General features: G+C 73.3%; 20 protein-coding genes and 2 pseudogenes. 15 read left to right on the forward strand and 7 right to left on the reverse strand.

Features of this window, described 5'->3' with window-relative positions; translation table 11 throughout:
* The first annotated feature begins 288 nt into the window (after positions 1 to 288).
* Positions 289 to 1380, forward strand: a complete 1092-nt coding sequence (sepH, locus tag ABD371_RS17905; protein WP_344478056.1) for a septation protein SepH — start codon at positions 289 to 291, stop codon at positions 1378 to 1380.
* Between the two features lie 304 nt (positions 1381 to 1684).
* Here sepH and ABD371_RS17910 read toward each other — a convergent pair whose 3' ends face one another.
* Positions 1685 to 2572: a ParB/RepB/Spo0J family partition protein gene (locus ABD371_RS17910; RefSeq protein ID WP_344478058.1), complete on the reverse strand. Its 888-nt coding sequence runs from the start codon at positions 2570 to 2572 to the stop codon at positions 1685 to 1687.
* Positions 2573 to 2759: 187 nt separating this feature from the next.
* On the opposite strand from ABD371_RS17910, the gene ABD371_RS17915 reads away from it, so the two are divergent.
* From ABD371_RS17915 to argF, 10 genes and pseudogenes are all read left to right on the forward strand, one after another.
* Positions 2760 to 6323, forward strand: coding sequence for an AfsR/SARP family transcriptional regulator (locus ABD371_RS17915; protein ID WP_344478060.1), 3564 nt, complete (start codon positions 2760 to 2762; stop codon positions 6321 to 6323).
* Between the two features lie 186 nt (positions 6324 to 6509).
* Complete coding sequence (locus ABD371_RS17920) at positions 6510 to 6926, forward strand: cell division protein SepF (protein ID WP_344478062.1); 417 nt, start codon at positions 6510 to 6512, stop codon at positions 6924 to 6926.
* 56 nt (positions 6927 to 6982) lie between these two features.
* Positions 6983 to 8164, forward strand: coding sequence for an AAA family ATPase (locus ABD371_RS17925; RefSeq protein WP_344478065.1), 1182 nt, complete (start codon positions 6983 to 6985; stop codon positions 8162 to 8164).
* A gap of 2 nt (positions 8165 to 8166) precedes the next feature.
* A complete protein-coding gene (locus tag ABD371_RS17930) occupies positions 8167 to 8523 on the forward strand; it encodes a nucleotide pyrophosphohydrolase (RefSeq protein ID WP_344478424.1) in 357 nt (118 codons plus the stop codon).
* A gap of 198 nt (positions 8524 to 8721) precedes the next feature.
* Positions 8722 to 9207, forward strand: a pseudogene (locus ABD371_RS17935) (DUF6099 family protein); the annotation flags it as partial.
* Positions 9208 to 9462: 255 nt separating this feature from the next.
* Positions 9463 to 10386 carry an LLM class F420-dependent oxidoreductase gene (locus ABD371_RS17940; RefSeq protein ID WP_344478067.1) on the forward strand — a complete coding sequence of 308 codons (924 nt, stop codon included), beginning with the start codon at positions 9463 to 9465 and terminating at the stop codon, positions 10384 to 10386.
* 5 nt (positions 10387 to 10391) lie between these two features.
* Positions 10392 to 11288, forward strand: coding sequence for a homocysteine S-methyltransferase (gene mmuM, locus ABD371_RS17945; RefSeq protein WP_344478070.1), 897 nt, complete (start codon positions 10392 to 10394; stop codon positions 11286 to 11288).
* Positions 11289 to 11347: 59 nt separating this feature from the next.
* Positions 11348 to 12628, forward strand: a pseudogene (locus ABD371_RS17950) (AAA family ATPase); the annotation flags it as partial.
* 64 nt (positions 12629 to 12692) lie between these two features.
* Positions 12693 to 13925, forward strand: coding sequence for an arginine deiminase (locus ABD371_RS17955; RefSeq protein WP_344478072.1), 1233 nt, complete (start codon positions 12693 to 12695; stop codon positions 13923 to 13925).
* Between the two features lie 94 nt (positions 13926 to 14019).
* Entirely contained in the window at positions 14020 to 15027 is a 1008-nt protein-coding gene (argF, locus tag ABD371_RS17960) for an ornithine carbamoyltransferase (RefSeq protein WP_344478075.1), read from the forward strand.
* A gap of 41 nt (positions 15028 to 15068) precedes the next feature.
* Here the strand turns inward: argF and ABD371_RS17965 are convergent, their stop codons facing one another.
* From ABD371_RS17965 to ABD371_RS17975, 3 genes are all read right to left on the reverse strand, one after another.
* Positions 15069 to 16211, reverse strand: a complete 1143-nt coding sequence (locus ABD371_RS17965) for a winged helix DNA-binding domain-containing protein (RefSeq protein ID WP_344478077.1) — start codon at positions 16209 to 16211, stop codon at positions 15069 to 15071.
* Positions 16212 to 16303: 92 nt separating this feature from the next.
* A complete protein-coding gene (locus tag ABD371_RS17970) occupies positions 16304 to 17110 on the reverse strand; it encodes a PaaX family transcriptional regulator (protein WP_344478079.1) in 807 nt (268 codons plus the stop codon).
* A 62-nt stretch (positions 17111 to 17172) separates the two neighbouring features.
* Positions 17173 to 18879 carry a CocE/NonD family hydrolase gene (locus tag ABD371_RS17975; protein WP_344478081.1) on the reverse strand — a complete coding sequence of 569 codons (1707 nt, stop codon included), beginning with the start codon at positions 18877 to 18879 and terminating at the stop codon, positions 17173 to 17175.
* Between the two features lie 110 nt (positions 18880 to 18989).
* On the opposite strand from ABD371_RS17975, the gene ABD371_RS17980 reads away from it, so the two are divergent.
* The 3 genes from ABD371_RS17980 (at position 18990) to ABD371_RS17990 (ending at position 21979) form a co-directional block, all read left to right on the forward strand.
* Positions 18990 to 19706 carry a TetR/AcrR family transcriptional regulator gene (locus ABD371_RS17980; protein WP_344478083.1) on the forward strand — a complete coding sequence of 239 codons (717 nt, stop codon included), beginning with the start codon at positions 18990 to 18992 and terminating at the stop codon, positions 19704 to 19706.
* A gap of 197 nt (positions 19707 to 19903) precedes the next feature.
* A complete protein-coding gene (locus ABD371_RS17985; RefSeq protein ID WP_190123709.1) occupies positions 19904 to 20302 on the forward strand; it encodes a RidA family protein in 399 nt (132 codons plus the stop codon).
* A gap of 129 nt (positions 20303 to 20431) precedes the next feature.
* Positions 20432 to 21979 (forward strand): MFS transporter, encoded by a 1548-nt coding sequence (locus tag ABD371_RS17990; protein WP_381733930.1) that lies wholly within the window; start codon positions 20432 to 20434, stop codon positions 21977 to 21979.
* A 33-nt stretch (positions 21980 to 22012) separates the two neighbouring features.
* Here the strand turns inward: ABD371_RS17990 and ABD371_RS17995 are convergent, their stop codons facing one another.
* Both ABD371_RS17995 and ABD371_RS18000 read right to left on the reverse strand, forming a co-directional pair.
* Positions 22013 to 22810: an ABC transporter permease gene (locus ABD371_RS17995; RefSeq protein ID WP_344478086.1), complete on the reverse strand. Its 798-nt coding sequence runs from the start codon at positions 22808 to 22810 to the stop codon at positions 22013 to 22015.
* A complete protein-coding gene (locus ABD371_RS18000; protein ID WP_344478088.1) occupies positions 22803 to 23798 on the reverse strand; it encodes an ABC transporter ATP-binding protein in 996 nt (331 codons plus the stop codon). Before ABD371_RS18000 ends, ABD371_RS17995 begins: the two co-directional genes overlap by 8 nt.
* Positions 23799 to 23931: 133 nt before the next feature.
* Here ABD371_RS18000 and ABD371_RS18005 point away from each other — a divergent pair, with 133 nt between their 5' ends.
* Positions 23932 to 24663, forward strand: a complete 732-nt coding sequence (locus ABD371_RS18005; protein ID WP_344478090.1) for a TetR/AcrR family transcriptional regulator — start codon at positions 23932 to 23934, stop codon at positions 24661 to 24663.
* Between the two features lie 19 nt (positions 24664 to 24682).
* Here the strand turns inward: ABD371_RS18005 and ABD371_RS18010 are convergent, their stop codons facing one another.
* On the reverse strand, positions 24683 to 25849 hold the full coding sequence (locus tag ABD371_RS18010; RefSeq protein ID WP_344478093.1) for an MFS transporter: 1167 nt from the start codon (positions 25847 to 25849) through the stop codon (positions 24683 to 24685).
* Positions 25850 to 25858 lie beyond the last annotated feature (9 nt).

The following is a 25858-nucleotide window of genomic DNA, read 5'->3' on the forward strand; positions in this document are numbered from 1 at the left end:
CTCGGATGGCCCGAATGGAGTACTGTGACGAGCCCTGGGTCCGGACTCCCTCTTGGGTGCCCTGATGCGGGGAGGGGGCCGAACGTGGCGCTCGAACCGGCGGCGTCGCGATATCGCTGGGAAATCCGTACCGAGGGTGGTCGATTGGTCACTCTCGGTGGCAAACGGGTAACCTTGCCATAACGGCGTTCAAGGGCATGTGCCCGACACGCCGGGCAAATCGGCAAGGTTGTGGCCGGCTGCACCCGGGCAGGCCACACTCGACTAGCGGAAGCAGCGACGCGACAGGTGACGTCGGCAGGCACCACCCGGGAGGTCCCCATGCCCGAACTGCGTGTCGTGGCCGTCTCCAACGACGGCACACGACTGGTGCTCAAGGCTGCCGACAGCACGGAGTACACCCTCCCCATCGACGAGCGGCTGCGCGCCGCCGTGCGCAACGACCGTGCCCGTCTCGGCCAGATCGAGATCGAGGTCGAGAGCCATCTCCGCCCGAGGGACATCCAGGCGCGGATACGAGCCGGAGCCTCCGCCGAAGAAGTCGCACAGCTCGCCGGGATCCCGGTCGAGCGGGTGCGCCGCTTCGAGGGGCCGGTGCTCGCCGAGCGGGCGTTCATGGCGGAGCGGGCGCGCAAGACCCCCGTACGCCGCCCCGGCGAGAACACGGGCCCCCAGCTCGGCGACGCGGTGCGTGAGCGGCTGACGCTGCGCGGCGCGGAGAAGGACACCCTGCTGTGGGACTCCTGGCGTCGTGACGACGGCACCTGGGAGGTGCTGCTCGTCTACCGGGTGGCGGGCGAGCCGCACTCCGCGAGCTGGACCTACGATCCGCCCCGGCGGCTGGTCAAGGCCGTGGACGACGAGGCGCGCGCGCTGATCGGCGAGACCGACGACACCATCGCCGGGCAGGAGCCGAGCTTCCCGTTCGTGCCCCGGATCGCCCGGCTGCCCAGGGACCGGCCGCTGGACCGCACCCTCGACCGCCCGCTGGACCGCCCGAGCGCCAACGCCCCGTCGGCCGCCCCGGACGAGGGCGAGCGCGACTCCCTCACCAGCCTCCTGGAGGCGGTGCCGAGCTTCCGCGGCGACATGGTCGTCCCCGAGCGCCCGGCCTCCTCGGAGCCCCCGGGCGAGGAGGACCACGATCCGGAGGGTCAGGAGCCGGAGGAGGAAGAGCCGGTGGCCCCGGCCGCCTCGGCCGGCGCGGGCTCCGCCTACGCGGACGTCCTGATGCCCCGCTCCGTCGCCGGCCACCGCGACCGCCTCACCGGCACCACCGACCGCCAGGCGGAGGCGGACGGCGTCCGCCCCGGCCGCCGGGCCGCCGTGCCGAGCTGGGACGAGATCGTCTTCGGCACCCGCCGCAAGAAGCAGGACTAGCGGACCGGTGAAACCCGTGCCCGAGACCGGTGACCGCCGGCCCCGGGCGCGACGCCGACCGGCGGTGGCACCTGTCACCCGCGTGATGGACGACGACGGCGGCCCGCCCCCGATGTGGGAGCGGGCCGCCGTTCGCGCTGTGCTGCCCGGCCGGGCGGGAGCCGCTCCGGCCGGGCGGGGTGCTTCGGTACGCACCCCGGTGGTTGTCCGCGGCCACGACCCCCGTGCGTGGCCACGATCTGTCCGCGACGGCCGGGAAGAGCTCTGGGCTCCGCCGGGCCGTCGCGGCGTTCTGGTGCGCCTCTCAGGCGCGTCGGGGCGCCACCAGGCGGGCGGCGCGGGCTTCCTTCTCGGCCTCCTGCCACAGCCGGCGCAGCATCCGCGCCCGCTCCGCCGGCCGCATCCGGGAGATGGCGATCTCCGCGCAGGCCACGCCGTCGGTCCACGGCATGGTGAGCGTGGCGCGCTGCCGGGGGATGGCCGACAGCGGGTTGCTCACCCCGGCCGCCGGGTGGTGCCGGACCTCCGAGGAGCGCGACTCGGTGGCCGCCGCCCGCGCGTCCGCGCGCTGCTTCTGCTGCTGAGGGCTCAGCCGCGAGAGATTGCGGACATGCACCACCTTGCGCCGCCCCGCGAGCAGATCCGCCTGGAGTTCGGGGCCGAGTTCGAGAACCGAGAGCTTGGAGGAGATGGTCGACTGCGCGATGCCGAGCCGCTTCGCGGCCTTGTTCTGGGAACCGTAGAACTCGACCAGCTTCTTCAGGGCGTAGGCCTGCTCCAGCGGATTCATGTCGTCACGGTGCACATTGGCCACGAACGCGGCTTCGAGCAGCGAGCGGTCGGTGGAGACAAGAGCGTCGTCGACGCTGACCCGGACATGGCTGAGACCCGCGATCCGGGCCGCTTCCAGCCGGCGGTGCCCGTCGACCACGATGTAACGGGCCCCGGGCATCAGCTCGGAGGCCCGCGCGGGACGCTCCCGTACATACGCCGGAACAGACGCGACGGTGATCGCGTTGACGAGACCGATCTCCCGGATGCTGGTGGTCAACGGCTCCAGGTCGCGCAGTGCTTCGCGTGGATTGTCAGGATTCTGTCCTATCCAGCTCAGGGGCAACTCGGACGGCGGCCGGTGAGCGCCTTCGGAGTGGGCCTGCCTCTGGTCGAGCTCGGTGAACATCTCTGAGGACATGCTGATGGAACCCTTCCTCTTGCCCAGCAGCCCGGTTTCCCCGCCTTCAACCCCGGGCCGAGTGACAAACTCCCAGGTACTACCGGCCACAGCCTGGCCATGACCTTGCCATCCGCTTGCCACACGGCAAGCGATTGCAGAGGATGCAGTCCATGACCGATGGACGCGTGGCATGACTGATGGGGGAATGCGGTTTCGCATCCTGGGGGGCCTGGAGTGGCACGCCCAGGGTGTTTCGCTGAGGATCGGCCGTCGCCGGGAGAGACTGCTGCTGGGTTTACTGCTGCTCGACATCGGCAGGGTGGTTCCGTCCCACCGGCTGATCGATCTGCTCTGGGACGAGGGGGAACCGCCGTCGAGCGCCCGGGGGAGTCTTCAGGTCCATGTCTCCAGGCTGCGTGGTCGCTTCATGGAAGCGGAAGCCGAGCGCCATGGCTTTGTGCTGACCCGAGCCAGTGACGGATACCTGTTGGAAGGCGATCCGCTCGCCGTCGATCTGCATCGATTCCGCTCTTTGGTACTAAAAGCGGAACGAACGGATGATGCTCAGGAGCGGCTTCGTCTGATGGAGTCGGCCCTGGGCGACTGGGGCGGTCCGGTGCTCGCCGGCACCGCGTCCGACGGGCTGGTCCGCCGGCTCGGCACCGGCTTCGACGAGCTCTACCTCTCCGCGATCACCCAGCGCGCCGAGGCCCGGCTCGCGCTCGGCCAGCGAGGGCTGGTCCTGGAGGAACTGGCGAGGGCCACGGCGGAGCACCCGCACCACGAACGCCTTGCCATGCTCCGGATGGTCGCGCTGTATCGCGCCGATCACCGGGGCGAGGCACTGGAGGTCTACAACGAGATCCGGGCCCGGCTCGCCGAGGATCTCGGCCTCGACCCGGGCGCGGATCTGCGCAGCGTCCACGGCCGCATCCTGCGCGCGGACACCGCCCTGCTCGAAGCCTTCGCGGTGCCGGGCCAGGACCGCGGGGCCGCGGCCGAGCGGCGTGCCGCACCGGGCCGTACCGGCAAGGACTCCCCGGCCCCCGGACCTGCCCGGCTCGGCCGGACGGACTGGCGGCGCGAGCGGCCGGACGCCGAGGACGGGGCCGAGGACCGCCCCGGCCGGGACGGCGCGGCCCGGGGCCGTACCGGCGGCGACCCGGACCCCGCCGACCGGGACTTCGACCGCCGGGACTTCGACCGCCCGGACTCCGGCCACCGGGACTCCGGCCACCGAGAACCTGCCGACCCCGCCGCCTCCGAGGACGGGAACCGCGCCGTCACCGGGGTCCGCTTCGCCGCTCCCCCCGGCCCGGAACCCACCTTCTGCCGGCCCAAGGCGGAGTCCGTGCAGCGCGTCTCCCGGACCGGCGCCTTCATCGGCCGCGCCCACGAACTGGAACAGCTCACCGAACTCGCCGCCGGAGCGCGCGGCGGATCGGGCGTCGTCATGATCGTCGGCCCGGCGGGCAGCGGCAAGACGGCACTCGCCCTCCGGTGGTGCCGAGGGGCCGACGCGGAGTTCCCCGACGGCCAGCTCTTCCTCGATCTGCGCGGACACAGCGACGAACGGCCCATGAGCAGCAGGGAGGCGCTCTCCGGCATGCTCAGGGCGCTCGGCATGCCCTATCAGGACATCCCCGCCGACATCGCCGTGATGGCCGAGCTGTATCAGCGCACCCTCGCCGGCCGGCGCGTCCTCATCGTCCTCGACAACGCCGAATCGGCCGACCAGGTACGCCAGCTGCTGCCGTACGAGCCGGGCTGCCTCGCGCTCGTCACCAGCCGCAACCGCCTCGGCGCGCTGATCGTCAGCCACGGCGCGGCGATGCTGCCGCTGCGCCCGCTCGCCTCCGACGAGGCGGAGGAGCTGGTCCGCCGAGTCGTCGGCGCGGACCGCGCCGCCGCCGAGCCCGAGGCCCTCGCCGAACTCGTCGCCATCTGCGGACGTACCCCCCTCGCCCTGCGCATCGCTGCCGCGAACCTGGCGCTGCGCCCGGACTTCCGGATCGCCGACCACGTCCGGGACCTCAGATCCGGCAATCCGCTGGAGAGCCTGGCCGTCGCGGGCGACCCCGACTCCGCCGTGCGCAGAGCCTTCGAGCTCTCCTACCGCCGGCTGGACCCGGAGGCGGCCGAGGCGTTCCGGATGCTGGGCCTGCTGCCCGGCCCCGCCACCACCGTCGCCGCCGTCGCCGCGCTGCTGGGCCGCTCGGCCGGTTCCGCCTACCACCTCCTGGACCGGCTCTTCGCCGAGCATCTGGTGGAGCGCAACGACCAGGAGCGGCTGCGGCTGCACGATCTGATCTGGTGGTACGCGCGACTCCTGGTCGACCCCGAGCGGAAGCGGGCCGTCCATCACGACGCGCGCCGCCGGCTGCTGCACTGGTACACCGCGTCGGCGGACGCGGCGGCCCAGAGCCTGTACCCGCAGATCCTGCGGCTGGACATCGACGGCCTCGAACCGGGCGCGCCCCCGGAGACCTTCGACGAGCCGGAGCAGGCGGCGGCCTGGTTCGACTCCGAACACGTCGACCTGGTCAGGCTGATCGAGGCGGAGGCCCGTACCGAGAGCGACCCCTGCCCCGCCGTGTGGATCCTCGCGGACACCCTGCGCGGCTACTTCTGGCTCCGCCGCAACGCCGAGACCTGGATCGCGATAGCCACCGTCGGGCTGCGCGCGGCCCATCGGGCGGGCGATGTCCGGGGCCAGGCCGCCGCGCACCAGAGCCTGGGGCTCGCCACCTTCACCAAGGGCGATCTGGAGCTGGGCCGCAACCACTTCGAGCAGGCCATCGAGCTGGCGCGGCGGGCCGGCTGGGGGGTGTGCGAGTCGGTCGCGCTGTCGAACCTCGCCGGAGTCTCCGCCGACCTGGGCCTGCTGAGCCAGGCCGCCGAGTACTACGACCAGTCCATCACGATCGACCGGCGGCTGCGGCGCACCCCGCACCAGCCGCTCCAGGGGCTCAGCGAGGTCCTCTACGGGATGGGCCGTCTCCGCGAGGCCGAGCGGCTGTGCCGGCGGGCCCTCGCGCTCTCCCGGAAGATCTCCGCCCCCGACAGCATCGCCCGGATCAGCACCACCCTGGCGCTGATCTCCGTCGATCTGGGGGAGCTGGACACCGCCCACGAGCTGGCCACCGCCTCCCGCAAGGGCTTCCAGGCCATCGGCAATCTCGCGGGCGAGGCCGAGGCGGTCTGCGCGCTCGCGATGATCGCGGCCGAGGGCGGCAACGGCCGGGCGGCGCTCCGCTCCGGGCTGATGGCCTGCCGGCTGAGCCGGGCGGCCGGGCGGCCCCGCCTCAAGCTGGAGGCGATGCTGGCGATGGGTCACGCCCGCTATCAGCTCGGCCAGTTCGAGCGCGCCTACGAGCACTTCCGCATCGCCCGCTCGATCGCGGAGGAGATCGGCTATCTCAAGGGCCGCACCATGGCCCTGCTCGGCCTCGGGGTCTGCGCGGCCCGCTTCGGACGCCCGCTGGAGGCGCTCTGCCACGCGGGGGCGGCGCTCGCGCTCGCCCAGGAGTCGCAGCTGCGGCTGCTGGAGGGACAGGCGCAGACGGTCGTCGCGCTGGCCAGGGTGAGCCGGGGGGACATCGCCGCGGCCGGGCAGGCGGCCCGGCAGGCGGAGGCCATCCACATGGCGACGGGATACCGGCCGGTGCACTCGCCGTACCGGGGGCCCGTCGGCGGCTTCGGCCCCGCCGAGAGCGTGGAGTCGTTCCGCCGCTGGCAGGCGGTGCTGGAGGGGGAGGGCCGGTGCTGACCCCGGACGGGTCCCGCCCGCCGGGGAGCCGGGCCCCGGCCGGGGCGCGACCCGCCCGCGGGGTTTGAGAGGATCGGCTTTTCCACCGCGGGGGAGCGGGTGGAACGGGCCGGCCTCATGAGATCCGTGCCCGTCCGCTCCGTGTCGCTGTTGGGCTGAACGGGTGAGGAGCGCGAGGATAGGCGTATGAGTAGGTACGAGAGGTACGACGCCACCGACGAGCAGTGGGAGGGCCTGGCGCAGGTCGTCCCGTTGCGCGGCCGCAACGAGTGGCCGTCGAGGGTCGACCATCACGGCGTCCCGGACCGGAGCGAGGCCGCCGAGCAGCGTCGTATGGTCGTCCTGCGGGTGCAGATCTTCTCCGACGCGCGCGAGGTCGCCGACTACCTCCTCGCGCAGATCCCGGTGCTGCTGGATCTCACCAGCGCCGACGCCGACGTCGCCAAACGCATCCTGGACTTCAGCAGCGGGGTCGTCTTCGGCCTCGGCAGCGGTATGCACCGGGTCGACCGCAATGTCTTCCTGCTCGCCCCCAGCGGCACGGAGGTCGACGGGATCGCGGAGGCCACCGACACCTTCACGCGCTCCGTCCCCCGTTCGTAGGAAGGGCGCGGCGGCGGAACGGTTCGGCGGGCCCCGCGCCGCCTACCGTCCCGCCCATGGACGCCGATTCCCTCCTCCAGCCCCGCACCTTCTCGGACGGCCCGCCGCCCGGCAAGGCACCGGACCCCCGCCCGGCCGTCACCGAACTGCGGCTCTCCGCCTTCGGCCCGCACCGGGGCCGGACCGTGCCGCTCGCCCCGCTCACCCTCCTCGCGGGGCCGAGCGGCTGCGGCAAGTCGACCGCCTTACGGGCGTACGAGGCACTGGCCCGGCTGGCCGCCGGCGACCGGCTGCCGAGCGCCTTCCCCGACCCGGGGAGGTACGTTCCCGAGGGGGCGGCCGCCGACGGACAGGGGCGGCGGGGGTTCCGTATCGGCTGTACGGCCGACGGCCCCGCCGGTCCGGTGCGCCTCGACCTCGCCGTCCAGGCCGAGCCCGAACTGCGCGTCGTCGGCGAGCGGCTGACCTGCGCCGGCCGCACCCTGCTGACCACCGCGCTGCGCGATCCGCGCCGGCCCTCGGTGGAGGCCGCCTGGCACACCGCCGGTTCGGCGGGGGTGACCCGCGCGCCGCTGCCCGACGACCGGCTCGGCACGGCGCTGCTGCCGCTGCGGGTGGCCGGCCGGACGGAGGGTCAGCTGCGGGTGCTCGCGGCGGCCGAACAGACGGTGGTGGCGCTGCGCTCGGCCTTCGTCTGCGACCCGCAGCCGCGCGGGATGCGCCGCCCGGCGGCCCTGGCGGACGGCCGGCTGCGGCGCGGCTGCGACAACCTCGCCGAGGTGCTCCACCGTACGCGCGAGCAGTGCGGCCGAAGGCATGCCCGGCTGGCCCTCGCGGCCGGGGCCGGCTGCGCGGGGGACGTGGTCGACCTGGCCGTCGAGGAACTGTCCGACGGTACGGTACGGGCGCTGCTCGCGCGCGGCGGCCGTCGGCCTCCCACCCCGCTGGGGCGGCTCGGCGACGGCGAACTGCGCTATCTGGGGCTCGCGCTGGTGCTGCTCACCGGCCCCGGGGTGCTCGCCATGGACCAGGCGGCGGAGGTGCCGCCGGCCCTTCAGTCGCTCACCGTCCTCGCGGACGGTTTCGACCGCTGTCTCGATCCCCGGCAGGCGCGCGAACTCACCGCGCTGGCGGCCGAGATGGCGGGGCGCGGCCATGTGCGGCTGGCGGGGGCGGTCGCCGACGCATCGTTCGCGCGCGGGGTGGACGGGGTGACAGTGGTAGATCTGGTGCCGTGACGATCGATGAGGGACGACGGGCGACGGGCGACGACTCCGGTGCGCCGGACGTGGCGGGACTCCAGCGCAGGCTGGCCGAGTTCGCGCGGGCGCGCGACTGGGGGCAGTACCACACGCCGAAGAACCTGGTGACGGCGATCGGGGTGGAGGCCGCCGAACTGGCGGAGATCTTCCAGTGGCTGACGCCGGAGCAGTCGGCGCGGGTGATGGACGAGGAGGAGTCCGCGCACCGGGTGCGGGACGAGGTCGCCGATGTGCTGGCCTATCTGCTCCAGCTCTGTGAAGTGCTCGGGGTGGACGCGCTGGCGGCGCTCTCCGACAAGATCGACCGCAATGAGAAGCGCTTCCCGGTGACGTGAGTTCGCGGTGGGAAGGGGGAGAAACCGGACCCTCTGCCCCATGGATCATGAAAATGTCACTCTATGGAGTTATGGATCTCTCCACAATCGACTTGCTGTCCACAAATTCCCGAATTCCTCTGGCGTTTGGGCTCAATTGGCCTCACTCTGGGTAATGGAAAGAGTGGGTAGTAAGTCGTACGAACGGGGGTGTCGTCCATGGATGCGGAGCGACTCGTCTTCGCCGCCCGAAACGCGCTGGCGCAGAGCCGTGCGGTGCCGGACATCATCGCGGAGGCCTGGCAGGCACAGGCCCTCGCCCAGGCGATCGGCGGCCGGCTGGCGGTCTACGGCCCGCCCGAGCTGAGGGGCGAGGCGCGCGGGCTCAGCGAGACCGGCGCGCGCGGAGTCGCGGCGCTGGACCACCCCGGCGTGCGCAGTGGCGGCATCAGGGCCGCCCAGCTCTCCGGCATGGCCGACACCCGGGTGGCCCTGCTGGCGCTGGGCGCTCTCCTCGGCGATGTCGGGATGGCCCTGGTCGCGGTCGCCTGCGCCACTGACGAGGAGGGGCTGTACTGGCAGTGCGTCGAGGCGATGGACGCGGCCGACGAATCGGGCGACCGGGTGCGCGGAATGCTGCGCAAGCTCGCCGTCCGCGACGCCGGCCGACCGCCCGACGCCGGCCGGGGCCGGGGGGACCCGGGCGTCTCCTGGTCCGCCCGGCCGGTCGCGGTCCGTGCGCAGGCCCCGGGAGCCGCCCGAGGCGCGCCCCGCCCGGCGGATCCGTCCGGCGCCCCCGGCCCGGCAGGGTACCGGGAGCCGGCCGAGCCGATGGCCGTGCTGGAGATACCGGACGTCGCGGGATCGGCGGCCGGCCTGTCGTGAGCGGGGCGCGAAGCCGGGTCCGGCCCGGCGGCGGGTGTGGCCGTCGGGATCCGGCGGACGGTGCAGGATGGAGCCATGGACCTTCGAATCTTCACCGAGCCCCAGCAGGGGGCGAGCTACGACACCCTGCTCACCGTGGCCAGGGCCACCGAGGATCTCGGCTTTGACGCCTTCTTCCGCTCCGACCACTATCTGGCCATGGGCTCCGCCGACGGCCTGCCCGGCCCCACCGACGCCTGGATCACCCTGGCGGGCCTCGCCCGCGAGACCAGCCGCATCCGGCTGGGCACCCTGATGACCGCGGGCACCTTCCGGCTGCCGGGCGTGCTCGCCATCCAGGTCGCGCAGGTCGACCAGATGTCGGGCGGCCGGATCGAGCTGGGCCTGGGGGCCGGCTGGTTCGAGGAGGAGCACAAGGCCTACGGGATCCCCTTCCCGAAGGAGAAGTTCGCCCGGCTGGAGGAGCAGCTCGCGATCGTCACCGGCCTCTGGGCCACCGAGACCGGGAAGACCTTCTCCCACGAGGGCGCGCACTACCGGCTCACCGACTCGCCCGCGCTGCCCAAGCCCGTGAACGGCAAGGTGCCGGTGCTGATCGGCGGGCACGGAGCCACCCGCACCCCCCGGCTGGCCGCGCGGTACGCCGACGAGTTCAACATCCCCTTCGCCTCGATCGAGGACAGCGAGCGGCAGTTCGGCCGGGTCCGGGCCGCCGCCGAGGCCGTCGGCCGCCCCGCCGACGACCTGGTGTACTCCAACGCCCTGGTCGTGTGCGTGGGAAAGGACGACGCCGAGGTGGCCCGCCGGGCCGCCGCCATCGGCCGCGAGGTGGACGAGCTGAAGACCAACGGCCTGGCCGGATCGCCCGCCGAGGTGGTCGAGAAGATCGGCCGTTACGCCGCGACCGGCTCCTCCCGGATCTACCTCCAGGTGCTGGACCTCGACGATCTGGACCACCTGGAGCTGATCTCCGCCCAGGTCCAGTCCCAGCTGGGCTGAGCCCGGTGCGACCCGGCCGGGCGCTCGCCGAGGCCCTCGCCGAAGGTCCCCTCGCCCTGGACGGGGGACTCGCCGACCAGCTGGCGGCGCAGGGCTGCGACCTCTCCGGCGAGCTGTGGTCGGCGCGGCTGCTCGCGGACGACCCCGGACAGCTCCGGGCGGCCCACCGGGCCTTCGCCCGGGCCGGGGCACGGGTGCTCACCACCGCCTCCTACCAGGCCTTCTTCGAAGGGTTCGCCCGCCGGGGAATCGGCCGGCGGACGGCCGCCGCGCTCTTCGCCCGCAGTGTCGACCTGGCGCGGGCGGCGGGCACGGGCCCGGGCGAGACCTGGATCGCGGCCTCCGTCGGCCCGTACGGCGCGGCCCTCGCCGACGGCAGTGAGTACCGGGGCCGGTACGGACGCCCGGTGCGGGAGCTGGTCCGGTTCCACCGGCCCCGGATCGAGGCCCTGGCCGCCGCCGCCCCCGATGTGCTGGCGCTGGAGACGGTGCCCGACACCGACGAGGCCGAGGCCCTCCTCGCGGCGGCCGAGGGGTGCGGGGTGCCGGTGTGGCTCTCGTACACCGTCGACGGCGAGCGCACCCGGGCCGGACAGCCGCTGGCCGACGCCTTCGCCCTGGCGGCGGGGAACGACCAGGTGATCGCCGTCGGGGTGAACTGCTGCGCGCCCTCCGACGCCGGCCGCGCGGTCGCCCTCGCGGCGGCCGTGACCGGCAAACCTGTCGTCGTCTACCCCAACAGCGGCGAGCGCTGGGACACCGCGGCCCACCGCTGGCGCGGCGGGTCCGTCTTCGATCCGGCCCGGGCCCGGGAGTGGGTGGCGGACGGCGCGCGGCTGATCGGCGGCTGCTGCCGGGTCGGCCCCCGGGAGATCGCCGCCCTGGCCGCCCGGCTCGGCTGACCCGCCCCTCCGTACGAACTCGCTGGTCCGGGTGGGGGAAATCCGGCCATACTCGAACGGTGTTCCCGACGATCAGCACCACCACCCCGGCGAAGCGGCTGCTCCCGGTGGCCGATCTGGCCCTCGTCGTCCTCGTGGGCGCGAGCGGATCCGGCAAGTCCGCCTTCGCCCGGCGACACTTCGGACCCTCCCGGATCCTCTCCTTTGACCACTGCCGGGCCCCGGTCGCCGACGACGCGAACGACCGGAGCGCGAGCGCCGGCGCCCATGACGTCCTGCACCACCTCGCCGGCGAACGGCTCGCGGCGGGCAGGCTGACCGTCGTCGACGCCCATGTGCGGGCCGAGAGCCGGCGGCGGCTGATACGGCTGGCCCGCGAGCACGACGTGCCGTCGATCGCCATCGTGTTCGACCTCCCCGAGGAGGCGTGCGCCCGCCCCGGTCCGGACGGCCCGCCGCCCGATGCCGTCCGGCGGCACCGGAGCGAACTCCACCGCTCCCTGGGCGGCCTGGAGCGCGAGGGCTTCCACCAGGTCCATGTTCTGCGGAGCGCGGAGGAGGCCGACGCGGCCGAAGTGGTCCTGGAGCGCCGCCGTACCGACCTCACCGGGCTGACCGGCCCCTTCGACATCATCGGCGACGTCCACGGGTGCTCCTCCGAACTGGAGACCCTGCTCGCCCGCCTCGGCTACCGGGACGGCGCGCACCCCGACGGCCGTACGGCGGTCTTCGTCGGCGATCTCGTGGACCGGGGCCCGGACAGTCCCGGGGTGCTGCGCCGGGTGATGTCCATGGCCGCCGCCGGAAACGCCCTCTGCGTCATGGGGAACCACGAGGACAAGCTCGGCCGTCACCTGGCGGGCCGCAAGGTGCGGCTCACCCATGGACTGGCCGAGACCGTCGAACAGCTGGAGAGGGAGGACGAGGCCTTCCGGGAGCGGGTACGGGAGTTCATCGGCGGCCTGGTCAGCCACTACGTCCTGGACGGCGGCAAGCTCGTCGTCTGCCACGCCGGACTCCCCGAGAAGTACCACGGCCGCACCTCCGGCCGGGTCCGCGCGCACGCGCTGTACGGCGCGACCACCGGCGGGACGGACGAGTACGGCCTGCCCGTGCGCGGCCCCTGGGCCGAGGAGTACCGGGGCCGGGCCGCCGTGGTCCACGGCCACACCCCGGTGCCCGCCGCCGCCTGGAACAACAACACCCTCTGCCTGGACACCGGCGCCGTCTTCGGCGGCGCGATGACCGCGCTGCGCTGGCCCGAGCGCGAGCTGGTCGGCGTACCCGCCGAGAAGGCCTGGTGCGAGCGGCCCGGAAGGCCGCCCGAGAGGTCTGAGCCGCCTTCTGCCGTGCCGGAGCGCCGTTCGCCGAGTGAAGGCGGCGCCGCGCGGTGAGGATGAGGGCATGGGATTCCATGTCGACTCCGAGACCGGGCGGCTGCGCCGGGTCATACTGCACCGGCCGGATCTGGAGCTGAAGCGCCTCACCCCGAGGAACAAGGACACGCTGCTCTTCGACGACGTCCTGTGGGTGCGGCGCGCCCGGCAGGAACACGACGGCTTCGCCGACGTCCTGCGCGACCGGGGCGTCGAGGTCCATCTCTTCGGCGATCTGCTCCGCGAGTCGCTGGAGGTGCCCCGGGCGCGAGAGCTCGTGCTGGACCGGGTCTTCGACGAGAAGGAGTACGGGCCGCTCGCCACCGACCACCTCAGGGCCGCCTTCGATCTGCTGCCCACCGCCGATCTGGTCGAGGCGCTGGTCGGCGGGATGACCAAGCGCGAGTTCCTCGCCGGGCACCCCGAGCCGTCCTCCGTCCGCTTCCATGTGATGGACCTGGACGACTTCCTCCTCGACCCGCTGCCCAACCACCTCTTCACCCGTGACACCTCCGCCTGGATCTACGACGGGGTCTCCATCAACGCGATGCGCTGGCCCGCCCGGCGGCGCGAGACGGTCCACTTCGAAGCGATCTACAAGCACCATCCGCTCTTCACCGGCCCGCTCGCCGGGGACTTCCACCACTGGTCGCAGGGGCAGGACGACTACCCCTCCACCATCGAGGGCGGCGACGTACTGGTGATCGGCAACGGCGCGGTGCTGATCGGCATGAGCGAGCGCACCACCCCGCAGGCGGTGGAGATGCTGGCCCAGGGGCTCTTCGCGGCCGGTTCGGCGCACACGATCGTGGCCCTGGACATGCCCAAGCGGCGGGCGTTCATGCATCTCGACACGGTGATGACCATGGTGGGCGCGGACACCTTCACCCAGTACGCGGGGCTGGGCATGCTCCGCTCGTACACCATCCGGCCCGCCGAGGGCGCGCGCGGACTGCGGGTGAGCGACCATCCGCCGGAGCGGATGCACAGCGCGATCGCCGCCGCGCTCGGGATGAAGGGGATCCGGGTGCTGACCCCGACCCAGGACGTGCACTCGGCGGAGCGCGAGCAGTGGGACGACGGCTGCAATGTGCTGGCCGTCGAACCCGGGGTGGTGGTGGCGTATGAGCGTAATGTAACGACAAACACCCATCTGCGGAAACAGGGGATCGAGGTCATCGAGATCCCCGGGAGCGAGTTGGGGCGGGGGAGGGGAGGGCCGCGCTGCATGAGCTGTCCGGTGTGGCGGGACGGCGTCTGACCGGGCGCACTTGCCTCCATCCCTGTATATCAATGCGTCTATTCGTATACACTTCCATGGGTCACCGCATCCGCGACCCGCAGGAGCAGCCACCATGGCGATACATCTCGAAGGCCGCCACTTCCTCAAGGAGCTGGATTTCACGGCCGAGGAGTTCCGCGGCCTGATCGATCTCGCCGCCCGGCTCAAGGCCGCCAAGCGTGCCGGGGCCGAGGTCCGGCTCCTCCGGGGCAAGAACATCGCACTGATCTTCGAGAAGTCCTCGACGCGCACCCGGTGCGCCTTCGAGGTCGCGGCGGCCGACCAGGGCGCTTCCACCACGTACATCGACCCGTCCGGCTCGCACATCGGCAGCAAGGAGTCCGCCAAGGACACCGCGCGCGTGCTCGGCCGGATGTTCGACGCGATCGAGTTCCGCGGTGACGCGCAGGCCACGGTGGAGGAACTGGCCCAGTACGCGGGCGTCCCCGTCTACAACGGCCTCACCGACGACTGGCACCCCACCCAGATGCTCGCCGACGTGCTCACCATGACCGAGCACACCGACAAGCCCCTCCGGGAGATCGCCTACGCCTACCTCGGTGACGCCCGCCTCAACATGGGCAACTCCTACCTGGTCACCGGCGCGCTGCTCGGCATGGACGTACGGATCGTCGCCCCCCGCGCCTACTGGCCCGCGCCCGCGGTGGTCGCCCGCGCCCGGGCGCTCGCCGAGGTCAGCGGCGCGCGGATCACTCTCACCGAGGAGATCGCCGAGGGCGTCCAGGGCGCGGACTTCGTCGCCACCGACGTCTGGGTGTCGATGGGCGAGCCCAAGGAGGTCTGGGACGAGCGGATCGCGGACCTCGGCCCGTACTCCGTGACCATGGACGTCCTGCGCGCCACCGGCAACCCCGACGTCAGATTTCTGCACTGCCTGCCCGCCTTCCACGACCTGGGCACCAGCGTGGCGCGCGGGATCCACGACCGGCACGGCCTCACCGAGCTGGAGGTCACCGACGAGGTCTTCGAGTCGCCGCACTCGGTGGTCTTCGACGAGGCCGAGAACCGCATGCACACCATCAAGGCGGTCCTGGTCGCCACGCTCGCCCCCGTCGGCTGACCGGTCGACCGGCTGACCGACCGGCTGTTCCCGGCGGCCGGTCAGCCGGTCAGCAGCCGGGTCTCGGCGGCCGGCAGCCCCTTGTCCCACCAGTGGTCGTAGCGCCGGTACACCAGCGGGTCGCGGGGGGCGAGGAAGGCGATGAGCGCACCGGCCTCGGCGGCCAGCGCCTCCCAGACCGGTGCGGGGAGCGGGCGGAAGGCGGAGGCCTCGATGCCGCCCCCGACGGCGCGCCAGACCCCGGCGACCTCGCCGTCGACCAGCAGGGTGGGCAGTACGTCACCGTTCACCCGGGTCACCAGCCTGCGGTACTCGGGCGGGACGACGCGGCCCCGGTCGGCGTAGGCCAGCAGCACGCTGTCCCACATGGCCATCAGCCGGGGCGGGGCGGGGGTCTCCCCGGCCGGCCGGGGAGCGCCGGGGAGGTCGTACAGCACGGTGCCGCCGGGGCCTTCCAGCCGTTCCAGTCCGTCCGCGAGCGCGTCCACCGCGGCCCGGATCCGGGTCCGTCCGATCAGCGTGAACTGCGCCAGGTCCGCCACCGAGGCCGGGCCGAAGCCCGCCAGGGTGCGGCGGACCAGGTTCCGCAGACCCTCGGCGGCGGCCTCGGGGTCCGCCGTGCCGGGCCCGGGGGCCGCGATGTACGAGGGCCGGGTGCCGAACGACCAGGGGCCGCCGGTCGGCGCGTGCCACAGCGGCGCGTACTGCCGCAGCATCCGCTGGGCGGCCGGATCCATCGGCCCCGTGGGCGGCTTCGCGAGCAGGCTCCCCAGCTCGGCGGCGGTCCTCGGCCGGTCGGCGTACTCCAGCAGGGCCGTGATCAGCCCGGCGGTCTCGTCGGCGGAGAGCCCGGCGGCCGTGAAGCGCGCGTCGCCGAGCCGGGAGGCGCGCAGCGTGGGCTCCATGGCCGCGCGGAAATCCGGGTAGTCCTCGGCGTGGACCGTGTGCAGGGTGAGCCGCATCAGCGTCGTCTTCACCGCCCGGAACCCGTCGAGGGTGCCTTCGAGATCCGCCGCCTCGAAGCCGCTCAGCCTGTTCCACAGCGCGAGGTACGGTGAGGCGGGCTGCTGCGCCTGGAGGGCGACCACCTGTCGTATCCCGTCCAGGACGTCGAGCGACTCGCGCCCGAGGAGCAGCTGGCGGGCGAGCGTGGCACGGTTGAGCGAGCGCGCGGTGATCTTCATGCCGCGATTCTGCCGCTTCGCCGGGCGGATCGGCCCCGGACGGATCAGTACACGGACCAGTACGCGGGTCGGAACGCGGTTCGGAACGCGGGTCAGTTCCGGGCGAACAGGGCCCCGGTGTCCCTCAGCACTTCGTGGAGCGCGGCGAAGACCACCGCCGAGCGCCCGCCGGGCCAGCCCTCCGGCAGCAGTTCCATCGGCAGTCCCGGGTCCGCGTACGGCAGCCGCCGCCAGGAGTCCAGCGCGTGGAGATAGTCCCGGTACGCCTCCTCGGGGCCGGGTTCCCGCCCGGACGTCCATGTGTTGAGCACCGGCTCCTGCGCGTCGAGGAACGCCTCGTGCCGCTTGGCGATCCCGCCCAGGTCCCACCAGGTCGCCACCGCCTCCGCCGTCGCCGCGAAGCCCAGGTGCTCCCCCCGGAAGAGCTCCACATAGGGATCGAGCCGGAGTCTGCGCAGGGTGTGGCGGGTCTCCTCGTACAGCCGCGCCGGAGCGATCCACACCCCCGGCGCGGCCGAGCCGAAGCCCAGCCGCGTCAGCCGTGAGCGCAGCAGATGGCGCTTGCCGCGCTCCGTCTCCGGCACCGAGAAGACCGCGAGCACCCAGCCGTCGGAGAGCAGCGGGGTCCGCCGGTCGTGGATGCGCCGGTCGCCGTCCTCCAGCAGCTGACGGGCGTCGGGGGAGAGGCCGTAACCGGCGGCCCCGTTCTCCGTGCGGGCCGGGACCAGCAGCCCGCGCCGCTTCAGCCGCGACACCGAGGACCGTACGGACGGAGCGTCGACGCCCAGCGCGCCGAGCAGCCTGATGAGTTCGGCGACGGCCAGCGGCCCCGGCCGCTCGCGGCCGTACGCGCCGTAGAGGGTGACGATCAGGGAGCGGGGGGAGTGCTGGTCGGCCACGCGATCACCATAGGGCCGCCCGGCGGCGGGGGCGGGCGGGGACGGCTCCGGCGGCCGGGGCGTCAGCCGTTCGCCGGGGAGTGCGGGAGCGTCAGCGCCGAGTCCGGGTGGAGGGTGATGTGCACGGGGGTGAGGACGGCGGCGTCCACCGGTGTCTCGCCGGTGCCGGGGGAGCGGGCGAAGCGGGGGTGCGCGCCTCCGCTGATCTGCCAGCGGATGCGGTGGCCGGCGGCGAAGCGGTGGGCGGCGGAGCCCATCGGCACGGTCACCCGCGAGGGCGTCTCCCCGGTGGTCGTCACCCGGCCCAGTCCGTCGCAGATGTTGACGGAGCGGCCCCGCGCGTCGACGTCGCACAGGCGGGTGAAGACATGGGCGTGGCCGGTGTCGGTGGAGAGGCTCAGCAGCGCGGAGACCGGGCCGAGGATGTCCACGGGCTCGGTCAGCGGGGGACCGGTGAAGGTCAGGACGTCGTCCCGGGCCTCCAGGGCGCTGTTGTCGCGGGGTCCGGCGCCCGGGGAGAGCAGGGGGCCGCCGAGCGACGGGGTGGGGTCGGCCGGGTCGTGGCGGAACGAGGCCGCCGGCAGGGAGTCCGTGGGGGGCCGCCGGGTGAGGTGCCCCTGCGGGCTGGGGAACCACGGGGTGGCGGCCGGGTCCCCCGGCCAGTCGTCCAGGTCCCGATGGCGGTTCTCGCCGCCGATGTGCACGCGCACCCTGGTGGGGCGCAGTCCGGAGCGGTCCTCGTACAGCTGCGCGCGCAGCCAGGCGAGGCTCTCGGCGAACACCTCGGGCCAGCCCCGCTGGAGCGCGGACGTATGGGTCCAGTCGCCGACGAGCAGGGTGGTCTCACAGCCGGCCCGGCGCAGCCTGCCGTACTGCTCCAAGGTCTGGCCGGCCAGTACGTCGTGCCATCCGGTGATCAGGGCGGTGGGCACGGTCAGCCGCTCCGCCGCCCCGGCCAGCGACGCGCCGTGCCAGTACGGGTCCCCCGGGTCCGGGTGCGCCATCACCTCGTCCAGCCAGGGCGCTTCGTCCCCGAGGACGCGCTCATGGGCTCCGCGCAGCGGCCGGGCGGTGGTGACCTCGCGCAGCCGGCGCCTCAGACGCAGCGTCGCGCCGAGGAACGGCCGGATCCCCCGGTGCTGGTACGTCATGCCCGCGCCGACGGCGAGGGCGTTCTCCAGGTGGAGCACACCGTCCGTGTGGAAGAGGGCGTAGGGGTCGTGCAGTCCCACCTGCACCACCATCGCCTTCAGCTCGGGCGGCGGGTCCAGGGCCAGGGCCCACTGCGTATAGCCCAGATAGCTGGGGCCGACCGTGCCCAGCCTTCCGTCGAACCAGGGCCGCTCACGGAGCCAGTCCACGGCGGCCCGCGCGTCGGCCGGCTCGTTGCGCCAGAGATGGAACGCGCCGCCGGAGCCTCCGGTGCCGCGACAGCTCTGCAGGACCACGTGGAAGCCCTGTTCGGCGAAGAGCACGCCGTACAGGGGGGACCACGGCAGGCCCCTGCCGTAGGGCGAGCGCACCAGGAGGGTGGGGAAGTCGCCCTCGGCGCGCGGGAAGTAGTGGTCGGTGATCAGCGGGCTGCCGTCGGCGGCCGGAACCTTCAGTCCCGGTTCCCACCCGGCCTCGTACCGCCCGGCCGGGAGGCCACGCCAGGTCGCCCTCAGCAGCCGGGCGGAGAGCGGCGGTTTCGCGGCGGTGGTAGTGGCAGTCGCGGTGGCGGTGGCTTTGGCCGGCTTCGGCAGAGGGCGGCGCGCTCGTGATGCCATCGTTCGTTCCCCTCGTCCTTCATTCCAGTACGTTGTACGAGAATAGAGGATGCTTGGATGGTGCCCGCGAGGGCCGCCATGTTTCGAGCAGGAGGGGGAGGACGAGGACCATGACCCGTGAGGCGGAGGGCGGGGCCGCGGACGTCGACCCCCAACAGCTCTGGCTGGGTTCCGACCGGCCGCGCAGGGGCCGCAGACCCGCCTACAGCCGCGAGGCGATCACGGCGGCGGCCGTCTCCCTGGCGGACGCGGAGGGGCTCGACGCGGTCACCATGCGAGCGGTCGCGGCGCGGGTCGGAGCCGGTGTCATGTCGCTCTACAGCTACGCCCCCGACAAGGAGACCCTGCTGGAACTGATGGTCGACCACGTCAGCGGCGAACTTCCCGCCACGGGCCCGGCCACCGGCCACTGGCGCGCCGACCTGAAGGACGTCGCCCACCAGCAGCGCGCGCTCATGCTGCGCCACCCCTGGCTGCCCGCCGCCCTGGCCACCCGGCGCACCCCCGGCCCCAACGCCCTCGCCTTCCTGGAGCGCGTGCTCGCCGTCCTGCGGCCCTCCGGACTGGACGCCGCGACAAGGGTGGAGATCTTCGCCCAGCTCACCGCTTTCGTGGCCGGGCACGTCACCCACGAGACCGCCCGGGACCGGGCCTCGTGGTCCGCCGGCCGGGCCGCCGCCGAGGCCCGCTACCTCGCCGCCGTCGCCGCGGACGGCCATCATCCGGAACTCGCCGAGGCCCTCGCCGCCCCCGCCCGCCGCGTCACCCCCGAAGCCACCTTCGGCCGTTTCCTCAACCGTCTGATCGACGGCCTCGACACCGGCTGACCGCGCCGCGCCGCCCGCCCCCGCCGAAGGCGCGCGACCACTTGAGCGGCGTCCGCGCGCTGCGACGCGGTCATCCGCCGGAACATCTGTACCGTGAGGCGGACGACGGCCGGTGCCCGGGCCGTACGCGGGGGCGTCGCGCGCCCAGGGCGACGGACGAAGCCGATGACACCACACCGCCGGACGGGGAAGGTCGTATGAGCCTGGACCGCCACAACCCCGCAGACCTGCCGCCGCCCTCCGGCTTCTCCCACGCGGTGACCGCCACCGGCTCGCGGCTGGTGTTCCTCGCCGGCCAGACCGCCCTCGACATGGCGGGCGAGGTGGTCGGCGACACGCTGCCCGAGCAGTTCGAGACGGCCCTGGCGAATCTGCTCACCGCCCTCGCGGCGGCCGGCGGCGCGCCGCACGACCTCGCCCGGGTCACGGTGTACGCCACCGATGTGGCCGACTACCGCGCCCACGCGCCCGAACTGGGCCGGATCTGGCGGCGGCTGGTGGGCCGCGACTACCCCGCCATGGCCGTCGTCGGCACCGTACGGCTCTGGGACCCCCGGGCCCTGGTCGAGCTGGACGGCACGGCGGTGCTGCCCTGACCCCGTACCCCTGACCTTCCGGACAGCGCCAGTGATCGACTGGTGCCCCGGCGGGGCCGGGCTTACGGTCGATGGACAGGGCCCGCGGGCACTCCGTCCGCGCGCCCCGGCGCGTACGCGCGACCCGCGATGACGACCCGACGGCCAGGACCAGCGAATCCCCGGGCCACCGCCCGGGAGACCGGCGGCGGCCACGGGATGGCGCTGCTGGTCATCGCGTCCTGCCAGCTGATGGTGGTCCTCGACATCACCATCGTCAACATCGCCCTCCCGCACATCCAGACCTCGCTGAACTTCTCCACCACCAGCCTGTCGTGGGTGGTCAACGCCTACACCCTCACCTTCGGCGGCCTGCTGCTCCTGGGCGGGCGGGCCGGCGACATCCTCGGCCGCCGGCGGGTCTTCATGTTCGGCGTCGCGCTCTTCGCGCTCGCCTCCCTGCTGGGCGGTCTCTCCCAGTCCTCCGGCCAACTGCTCGCGGCGCGCGCCCTCCAGGGCGTGGGCGGCGCGATCGCCTCCCCCACCTCGCTGGCGCTGATCACCACCACCTTCCGGGAGGGGCCGGAGCGCAACCGGGCCTTCGCGGTCTTCTCCGCGGTCTCCGCGGGCGGCGGGGCGATCGGGCTGCTGGCGGGCGGGGTGCTGGTCGAATGGCTGGACTGGCGCTGGGTGTTCTTCGTCAACGTCCCGATCGCGCTGCTGATCCTCCTCGCGACCCGCCGGTACCTCCAGGAGTCCGAGCACCGCCCCGGCCACTTCGACATCGCCGGCGCGCTGACCTCCACCCTCGGCATGGTCTCGCTGGTGTACGGCTTCATCCGGGCGAGCGGGCACGGCTGGACCGACCGGCTGACCCTCGGCTCGTTCGCCGCCGCTGTGGTCCTGCTCGGTGTCTTCGTCCTGGTCGAGCGGGGCTCGAAGCAGCCGATCACCCCGCTGCGCATGTTCGCCGACCGCAACCGGGCGGGCACCTACGCGATCATGCTCAACCTCGCCGCCGCCATCTTCGGCATGTTCTTCTTCCTGAGCCTCTTCGTCCAGGACGTGCTGGGCTTCGGCCCGCTCCGCGCCGGGCTGGCCTTCCTGCCGGTCAGCGTCGTCATCGCGGTGGCCGCGAACATCACCTCCCGGCTGCTGCCGAGATACGGGCCCAAACCCTTCATGGCGGGCGGCGCGGTCCTGTCCGCCGCCGGACTCGGCTGGCTCACCCAGGTGGATGTCGACTCCACCTATCTGGGCAGTGTGCTGGGGCCCATGCTGGTCTTCAGTACGGGCATGGGCATGCAGTTCGTCTCGCTGACCCTCACCGCGCTCTCCGCCGTGCCCCGCGAGGAGTCGGGCGCGGCCTCCGGACTGCTCGCCTCCATGCAGCAGATCGGCGGCTCGCTGGGCCTCTCCATCCTGGTGACCGTCTTCGGCACGGCCAACCGCAACGCGACCCAGGAACAGCTCCCGTCCTTCCTCGCCCACGCGACCCCCGCCCAGAAGCTCGCCTTCCGGCGCACCGGCCTGCTCCCGCCGCCCTGGGGCGAGCAGGTCCTCGCGAGCGGGATCTCGGCCGCGTTCATCATGGCCGCGATCTTCGCGGTCGTCGCGGCGCTCATCGCCCTGCTGGTGATCCAGGTCCGCGCGGCGGATCTGGAACGCCTCAGGGGCGGCGCGCCCCCGGGGGAGTGAAGCGGCGCACCGCTTCTCACCGGGGCCGCGAGCTCAGCCCCGGCGCACCAGCGCGCGGACGCTCACCGCGATCCCGAGCGCACACCAGACCAGCAGTACGAGGAGGTCCCGCCCGCCCGTGCCGGAGCCGTCCGACAGCAGCCCCGCGCGGATCAGATCCCCGGCGGGCCGGAAGGGGAGCAGACCGTGGACCGTCTGGAACCACTCGGGCAGTCGGCTCGCCGGGAAGGTGATCGGGGAGAACAGCATCACGAAGAACACCAGCACCTGGGAGGCGAGCTGGGCGATCAGCGGGGGCAGGAGCACGGCGATCGCGTAGCCGACGGAGATGGCCGTGACCGCGCTCAGGACGGCCGCGGTCACCAGCAGGGGCCAGTCGACGGCGAAGTCCAGACCGTACCGCCACTCGGCCACGAGCACCGCGACGGGGATCCCCGGCAGGGTGACGACTAGCCACACCGTCAGATCGGCCAGCAGCAGGAGCGGGCGGGGCACGGGCAGCGCGCGCAGATACGTGAACGTGCCACTGGCGCGCGACTGCGCCACACCGTGCGGGACCAGGACGAGGCCGACGGCCATCAGCAGCACGGTGGGCGCGCCCGAGGAGAGGAACTCGGCGGCGGAGGCGTCGATGCCGGGGACGAGGAACCCGAAGCCGATGATGATGGCGGCGGCGAGCAGCGCCTGCACGATGAGGACCAGCGGGAGCGCCGTGCCGATCTGGGCCGTCGTCCAGCGCAGCAGGGTCCAGTAGACCGTCCGGAGGCCGGTGCGCGGCGGGACGCCGACGGGGACCGGGGCCCGGAGGGCGGAGCCGACGGCCTCACGCACGGCTGGTCTCCCTCTCGGTGGTGGCCGCGCCCGTGGCGGCGAGGTAGACGTCTTCGAGGCTGGTGGGAACCAGCGCGTAACTCTCGACGCGGCCGTCCGCGCGGAGCGCCGCGGCCCAGGCGACGGCGGCCTCCGCGTCGGCGGCGGCGAGGGTCAGCAGCACCCGCCGGCCGGCGCGGACGCGGCGGGCGATCGGGACCGGGACCGGGACCGGCGCGCGGGCGGGGTGCTCGGAGGGGTCCGAGGGGTCGGGGCCGTCCGGGCGCAGCGAGAGTTCGAGCCGCAGATCGTGGTCGGCGGTCCCGCGGAGCCGCTCCGGCGACCCGGCGGCGACGACCTTGCCGTGGTCGAGTACGACCAGTTCGTCCACCACGCGTTCGGCCTCCACGACATTGTGGGTGACGAGCAGTACGCCCGCGCCCTCGTCGCCCAGCCGGCGGACGGTGCCCCACAGGCGTCGCCGCCGGGCCGCGTCGACGTCATTGGTCGGCTCGTCGAGCACGACCAGCGGCACCGGCGCGACCGCGGCCATGGCGAACGCGGTCAGCCTGCGCACTCCGCCGGAGAGTCCGCCGCCGTCCGGCAGGGCCCTCCGGTCGAGCCACTCGTGCAGGTCCAGCTCCTCGGCGAGGGTGCGCACGGCGGCCCTCGCGTCAGCCCGGGACATACCCCGCAGCCGGCCCGCGATCTCGATCGCCGATCTGGGCGTCAGCCCGTCCAGCGGCGCCTGCGCCTGCGCCTGGAGCGCCACACAGCGGCGCGCCGCCGCCGGACGCGCGACCGCGTCCACCCCGGCCACCCGGATGGATCCGCTGTCGGGCCGCAGCAGGCCCACGATCTGTGAGACCAGCGTGGTCTTGCCCGCGCCGTTGTGCCCCAGCAGCCCGACGACCTTTCCCGGCCCGACCCGCAGACCGACCCGCTCATTCGCGAGGACCGAGCCGAACCTTCTCGTGAGGCCCTCGATCTCCAGCACCGCGCTCCCCATGGCCGCCGCTCCTCTCGTCACCCCTTCGCCGGGGTACCGGACAGATGAGCGATACCGGCAGTATTGAAATACCGTCGGTATCGCAATGCCATTGGTATCTGGATTCTGTTGGTACGTCAACTAGGGTGTGGGTATGGAACGAAGCCACTCGACGCCCGCGCCCCGGGTCCGGCGAAGCCGTGCCGAGCGGAAGCGGGAGACCCGCGACGCGCTCACCGTCGCCGCGCTCATGGCCTTCGCCCGCGACGGCTACCACGGAGCGAGCCTGGAGGGGATCGCCAACGAGGCCGGCTTCTCCAAGGGCGCGGTCTACTCGAACTTCGGCGGCAAGGCGGAGCTGTTCCTCGCGGTCATGGACCACAACCTCGAAACCCTCCGCGGTGAGGACTGGGACCCCTTCGCCCCGCCCGCGGGTCCGCCCGGCCCGGCCGCCGCCGCCCACGACGGTGGTGGTGGCGACGGCGACGGCGACGCGGCGGAGATGGTGCGCGGCTTCGGCCTCGCGATGCTGGAGTTCATCGCGACCGCCGCCCGCGACGAAACCCTCACCTCCCTCCTCCGCGCCCGCGTCCAGGTCATGCTCGACGCCTACGCCCGCGTCGCCTCCGAGACCCGTCCCCCCGGCGAGAACCTCCCCGTCGTGGACGTCGCCCAGCTCATGGCCGCCCTCGACCAAGGCGTCTCCGTCCTCGCCCTCAGCGGCATCTCCACCGTCGACACCACCCTCCTCCGCACCGGCCTCCGCCGCCTCGTCTCCCCGGCGACCGCCGCGACCGAACCCTCCCCGGAGCGGAGCGGCCACGCCTCCCCGCTCCCGGACGTCGAGCGCGTGGGGCGGCTCATCCGGGGCGCGGCGGACTCCTGAGCCGAGGGGCGGCCGGGGGTCATTCCCGCCGCGCGCCGACGGGGGCGGGGGCGGTCCGGCGGACCAGATCGGGAAGGAGCGCGGCGAGACCGAGTACGGCCAGTGCGGCTCCGAGCCACAGCGGCCCGCGCAGCCCGTGGGCGTCGACGGTCAGACCGCCGAGCGAGGAGCCGATGATGACGCCGAGGGTGATGAAGGAGGAGTGAACGCTGTTCACCAACGGCCGCGCGTTGCCGGCGCGCTGGACCCGGACGGCCATCGCCGGGTTCATGGTGACGCCCACCAGGCCGATGCCCATCATGAAGACCAGCGCCGGGACGGGGGCGTCGGCGAGCAGCGCGAAGCCGGTGAGGAAGACGGCGTTGAGCGCCAGGCCGCAGAGCAGGACGCCCAGGGTGTGCCGGTCGGCCAGCCGTCCGACGACGCTGTTGCCGACCACGGTGGCGGCGCCGTACGCGATGAGCAGCAGCGGGACCGTGCCGGTGCTGAAGCCGGTGACCTCGGTCAGTATCGGGTTGAAGTAGCTGAACACGGAGAACGTCGCACCGATGATCAGGGTGCTGGTGATGAGCGCCAGCCAGAGTCCGGGCTTCCTGAACACCGTCATCTCCTGCCGGAAGCCGCCCCCTTCACCGGTCCGCTCCAGTCGCGGCACCCCGACCGCCGTGCACAGTGCGGCGATCACCGTCAGAACGGCGATGCCCCAGAACGCGGCACGCCAGCCCAGGCGTTCCCCGATCAGGGTGGCCAGCGGCAGACCCAGCAGGGTGCCGAGCATCAGTCCGTTCATGGCCGTCGCGATGGCCCGGCCGCGTACTTCCGGGCGGGTCAGCCGCACGCATATGGAGATCGAGACGCCGAAGAACGCCTGCGAGGCGATGCCGGTGATGACGCGCGCCACCAACATGACGCCGTAGGAGGAAGCGGTGGCGGCCAGTGCGTTGCCCGCGAGGAAGACGGCGAACAACAGCATCAGCGCGTGCTTCTGCGGAATCCTCAGCACCGCCGCGGTCAGAAACGGCCCGCCCACGGCCATCGCCACCGCGAAGGCGGTGATGAGGTAGCCGATCCGGGGAATGGTCACGCCGAGCCCGTCGGCCATCTGAGGCATCAGGCCGGCGACCACGAACTCGCTGGTCACCATGGCGAAGATGCCAATGGCCAGGACGTATACGGCGCGGGGCACGGCCGGACC

It is taken from the genome of Streptomyces amakusaensis (genome assembly GCF_039532665.1).
Taxonomy (GTDB): Bacteria; Actinomycetota; Actinomycetes; order Streptomycetales; family Streptomycetaceae; genus Streptomyces; species Streptomyces amakusaensis.

What these genes read in the sequence shown, in the direction of transcription:
- ABD371_RS17915 (WP_344478060.1), top strand. Translation starts at nt 2,760, where the DNA reads ATGCGGTTTCGCATCCTGGGGGGCCTGGAGTGGCACGCCCAGGGTGTT.
- ABD371_RS18005 (WP_344478090.1), top strand. Translation starts at nt 23,932, where the DNA reads ATGGAACGAAGCCACTCGACGCCCGCGCCCCGGGTCCGGCGAAGCCGT.
- ABD371_RS17910 (WP_344478058.1), bottom strand. Translation starts at nt 2,572, where the DNA reads ATGTCCTCAGAGATGTTCACCGAGCTCGACCAGAGGCAGGCCCACTCC.
- ABD371_RS17925 (WP_344478065.1), top strand. Translation starts at nt 6,983, where the DNA reads ATGGACGCCGATTCCCTCCTCCAGCCCCGCACCTTCTCGGACGGCCCG.
- ABD371_RS17965 (WP_344478077.1), bottom strand. Translation starts at nt 16,211, where the DNA reads ATGAAGATCACCGCGCGCTCGCTCAACCGTGCCACGCTCGCCCGCCAG.
- ABD371_RS17920 (WP_344478062.1), top strand. Translation starts at nt 6,510, where the DNA reads ATGAGTAGGTACGAGAGGTACGACGCCACCGACGAGCAGTGGGAGGGC.
- ABD371_RS17990 (WP_381733930.1), top strand. Translation starts at nt 20,432, where the DNA reads ATGACGACCCGACGGCCAGGACCAGCGAATCCCCGGGCCACCGCCCGG.
- ABD371_RS17975 (WP_344478081.1), bottom strand. Translation starts at nt 18,879, where the DNA reads ATGGCATCACGAGCGCGCCGCCCTCTGCCGAAGCCGGCCAAAGCCACC.
- ABD371_RS18000 (WP_344478088.1), bottom strand. Translation starts at nt 23,798, where the DNA reads ATGGGGAGCGCGGTGCTGGAGATCGAGGGCCTCACGAGAAGGTTCGGC.
- argF (WP_344478075.1), top strand. Translation starts at nt 14,020, where the DNA reads ATGGCGATACATCTCGAAGGCCGCCACTTCCTCAAGGAGCTGGATTTC.
- ABD371_RS17940 (WP_344478067.1), top strand. Translation starts at nt 9,463, where the DNA reads ATGGACCTTCGAATCTTCACCGAGCCCCAGCAGGGGGCGAGCTACGAC.
- ABD371_RS17985 (WP_190123709.1), top strand. Translation starts at nt 19,904, where the DNA reads ATGAGCCTGGACCGCCACAACCCCGCAGACCTGCCGCCGCCCTCCGGC.
- ABD371_RS17955 (WP_344478072.1), top strand. Translation starts at nt 12,693, where the DNA reads ATGGGATTCCATGTCGACTCCGAGACCGGGCGGCTGCGCCGGGTCATA.
- ABD371_RS17980 (WP_344478083.1), top strand. Translation starts at nt 18,990, where the DNA reads ATGACCCGTGAGGCGGAGGGCGGGGCCGCGGACGTCGACCCCCAACAG.